Source organism: Protofrankia sp. Cj3, from assembly GCF_917627355.1.
Taxonomy (GTDB): Bacteria; Actinomycetota; Actinomycetes; order Frankiales; family Frankiaceae; genus Protofrankia.
This window is the reverse complement of the sequence record NZ_CAKJTR010000251.1, coordinates 1-4,143: the sequence shown is the minus strand read 5'-3', so window position 1 is coordinate 4,143 and position 4,143 is coordinate 1. Positions and strand designations below refer to the sequence as shown.

The following is a 4,143-nucleotide window of genomic DNA, read 5'->3' as shown; positions in this document are numbered from 1 at the left end:
CGCTCTAACGGTCGAGGAGCGGCGAGGGCGCGTTGCACCCGCGACGGTCCGCCCCGCGGCTGTCCTGGCTCCCGCCCTCACCGCGTCCTCGGCCGCGTCCTCCGCCGCGTCCGCGGCGAGCGCCCGCACAGCCCGGCGCTCGCCGTCATGCCCGCGCTCCCGCCAGCGGGATCGACAAACCAAACTGACGATCATCTACCACTGTTATCTTCCGGACGTGCCAGCAGCCGAGCCCGATGAGGACACAATCACAGCGTGGGCGCTGGCGGCCGGTGCCGGCGACCCCGCGGCGCAGGTCGCGTTCATCCGGGCGACCCAGCGGCAGACCTACCGGTTCCTGCTCCATCTCACCAACGCGAACGACGCCGAGGACCTCTGCCAGGAGACGTACCTGCGGGCCGTGCGTGCCCTGCCCGCCTTCGCCGGGCGTTCGTCGGCCAGGACATGGCTGTTGGCGATCGCCCGCCGGGTGGTGGTCGATCACATCCGCGCCGCCGTCCGCCGGCCGCGCGTGGCCCCCAGCGCATACGCGGCCGAGGCCGAGGCCTCCAGCGGCGGGGCGTCGTCGCTCGAGGACGCGGTCGTCGTCCGCCAGCTGCTGCGTGGCCTGCCGTTGGAACGGCGTGAGGCGTTTGTCGCCACCCAGCTGCTCGGGCTCAGCTACGCGGAAGCCGCGCAGGTGTGCGGCTGTCCCGTCGGTACGATCCGCTCCCGGGTCGCTCGTGCGCGGATCGACCTGGTGGCCGCCTTTCATGATCGCAATGATCCGCCCCGATGGCTGGAAGCGACCAGCTGACCGGGGAACTATTCACCGTCCCGCCGACGACTGACACAGCATCAGGCGCGGGAACAGGGGTGGGGGTGGGCCATGGCCGGCAGGCGCTGGTGGGTCGCTGTGGGAGTCGCGACCACGGCAATGGCCTCGTCGATGCTGTCGCTGTACGCGGTGAGCGCGCTCGCGCCCTCCCTGGTCGACGATCTCGGCCTGTCCCGGACGAGAGTCGGTGAGCTGGTCACGGCGACGTTCGCGGTGGCAGCCGTGCTGTCCCTGGTCGCCGGCCATCTCGTGGACGTCACCGGAGCACGCCGTGGCTTGGCCGTCCTGAGCGCGACGGTCACGGCCGCGTTGGCCGGTGCGTCGTTCGCCGGCTCCTACGCCGCTCTCCTCGCCGTCCTGGCGCTCGCCGGCATCGGGCAGGCGCTGGCGAATCCCGCCACAAACGTGCTGCTGGCACGAACGGTTCCGCCGGCACGGCGGGCGCTGGCCATCGGGCTCAAACAGTCGGGTGTCCAGCTGTCGGCGTTCGCCGCCGGGCTGGTGCTGCCGGCCGTGGCGCACACGATCGGCTGGCGGGCCGCGTTACGGTGTGCCGCGATCGTCCCGATCATCCTGCTGGCGCTGGTCTGGCGGACGGTCGACGCGGACAGCCGGCCGGTGTCCGGGCAGCAGGCGGCGGGCCACGCCGCGCGCCCAGCGGGCACCGCGCGCGGCTCCTGGTGGCGCTGGTCGCGGCCGTCGACGTGGCTGGCCTGGCTGATGGCCTACTCGGCGCTGCTCGGCACCGCCCTGGCGGCCGTCAACACCTACCTGCCGCTGTACGCCTCACAGCGGCTCGGCCTGGGCGGCTGGGCGTCCGGGGCGGCCCTCGCGGCTTTCGGACTGTCCGGGCTGTTCGGACGGATCACCTGGACGAGATGGGCGGACCGGATGCCGGAGGCGACCATGCTTCTTGGTTCCCTGTCCGCGGCGGCGGCCGTGTCCGTGCCGCTCGTGTGGCTGGCCGCACCCGTCTGGCCAGCCCTGGTCTGGCTGGGGGCGGCTGGTATCGGGGGAACGGCCACCGGTGCCAATGCCGTGTCGATGCTGGCCGTGGTGCGCCGCGGCGGGGCGACCGGCCACGCGTCCGGGCTGGTCTCGCTCGGCTTCTTCAGCGGTTTCGTGCTGGGGCCGACGGTGTTCGGCCTGCTCGCGGACTCGTTCGGTTACGGCTGGGCCTGGCTGTGGGTGATGCTGGTGTTCGCCGCGTCCGCCGTCACGGGGTCGTTCATCACCGGGAAGGCCGAGCTCCGGCCCGCGGCCATGTCGTGACCAGACCCGGCCGCGCGCCCACAGCGCGCCCAGGGGGACAGCGCCGCCGAGGAGATCGTGCGCCCCGAGGACAGGCCTCGCCAGCCCGCGGGCCGTATGTCCCGTGATTTTCATGTCCAGTCACTTTCATACCGCGGGAACTCAGTGCGCACGGGATCCGACTACTGACATGTGACCAGGCCTGACGGCAGCGGATGCGCTGGGGAGCGTCGGTGTGATGCCGGCGTGATACCGGCGTGATGTCGAGTAGTGACGGTGCGGCGCGGGACCGGCGATCCGTCCCGGCTCCGCTGGCGGGCATCACGGTGCGTGGCAGGCCTGCCGGCCCCGCCGAGCGGCTCGTCGTACGGCACCTGTGCCAGTTGGGAGCGATCGTCGAGCCGGCCGAGCGATCGACGATCGCCGGACCGATAACGGTCACATGTCCACAGCTGCCCGCGATCCGTTGCGCCCTCGACTGGACGGACACCACCGGCACCCGCCTGGACGAGGGAACCGCCCAGGCCGCGTACGGCCTGATGGCCGTGCACGGCCGCGCCCGTGGCGGGCCGCGGCGGCTCCGGCTCGACTACGTGAGCGCGGCGGCCGGTGTGCTCGCCGTCCAGGGGGTGCTCGCCGCGGTGCTCGCCGGGCTGCGGGGCATGCCGGTCGAGGCCGTGGAGGTGTCCGTGGCGGGCGCGGCGCTGGTGACGGTCTCGCAGTATCTGGCGGCCGGCAGCGTCGTCGAGCCCGATGACGCCGAGCCCGATGAGGCCGAATTCGATGGCACCGAATTCGATGGCGCCGGGCCCGGCCCGGCCGCGGGGGTGCCGCCGCCTTTCGTCTCGGCCGACGGAGTCTGGTTTGAGATCGAGGCGCTGGACCCGGAACCGTGGCGTTGCCTGTGGTCGGCGTTGGGCGTGGACCCGCGGCCTGTCGCACGCGGCTGGCGCGCGTTCGTCCTGCGGTACGCCAACGCCAGTGCCCCGCTGCCGGCCGATCTGCACGCCGCGACCCGGGTACGCGGCTACGACCAGCTCCGGAGCGCGGCCGCGGCGGCGGGGCTGGCTATCCTGCCGCTGCGTGGCCACACCCAGCGGATGGCGGACTTCGCCCCGTCCGGTCGGGTCGGTCCGCCGTGGGCCATCCGCGCGTTCGGTGTGCCCCCCGAGGCGGGCCAGGCACCACCGGGCCTCCCGGAGCTGTCGGCCGCGGCGGCCCTGCCGCTGGCCGGGCTCACCGTCGTCGAGGCCGGCCGGCGTGTCCAGGGACCGCTGGCCGGGCACCTCCTCGGCCAGCTCGGCGCCGAGGTGATCCGGATAGAGCCCGTCGGGGGTGACCCGCTGCGCGGGATGGCGCCGACGGTCGGCGGCTGCTCGGCCCGGTTTCTGGCGCTCAACCGGCACAAGCGTGTCGTCGAGGCCGACCTGCGCTCATCCGGCGGCTGGGCGGCCGTGCGGGACGCCGTGGCCGGTGCCGACGTGTTCCTACACAACTGGGCCCCGGGCAAGGCCGCCGGCTTCGGACTGGACTCGGCCGACTTCGCCGGGATCCATCCCGGCCTGGTCTACGCCTACGCCTCCGGATGGGGGGATGTGCCGGTCGACGGCTCGCCGCCCGGTACGGACTTCCTGGTCCAGGCGTACGCCGGCTTCGGTGAGCAGCTGCGCGCCCCGGGCGAGCCGCCCGCCGGCTCCCTGATGACCCTGCTCGATGTCTTCGGCGGCCTCATCAGCGCACAGGGGGTGCTGGCCGGGCTGGTGGCCCGGGTCCGCGGCGGCCGGGGGCAGCGGGTCGACAGTGATCTGCTGGCAGCGGCCGGCGTACTCCAGGCACCGTTGATCGAGTCCGGTGGGACGCCCGGCCGGCTGCCGGGGGCGGCGGCCGGGCAGCTGCCGGTCGAGCCGCTGCCGGTCGAGCCGCTGCCGGTGGCCGACGGGCACGTGATGCTCGCCGCCGGCTCATCCGCCGACGTCCTCAGCCGGGCCACCGCGGCCGCCAGCCAGCAGGCGGCCGCGCAGGCGCTGCGCCGGCTGACCGCCGACGAGGCGCTGGCCGCGCTCGCCGCCACCGGC

Annotated in this window: 3 protein-coding genes; all 3 read left to right on the top strand. The window is 74.1% G+C overall.

The annotated features are described in order from the left end of the window. The first annotated feature begins 217 nt into the window (after positions 1-217). On the top strand, positions 218-796 hold the full coding sequence (locus MJ783_RS23455) for a sigma-70 family RNA polymerase sigma factor (RefSeq protein WP_305039437.1): 579 nt from the start codon (positions 218-220) through the stop codon (positions 794-796). 99 nt (positions 797-895) lie between these two features. Beyond that, positions 896-2,089, top strand: coding sequence for an MFS transporter (locus MJ783_RS21580; protein ID WP_239313300.1), 1,194 nt, complete (start codon positions 896-898; stop codon positions 2,087-2,089). Positions 2,090-2,328: 239 nt separating this feature from the next. Then, the coding region (locus tag MJ783_RS21575) for a CoA transferase (RefSeq protein ID WP_239313306.1) at positions 2,329-4,143 on the top strand (1,815 nt) is incomplete at its 3' end.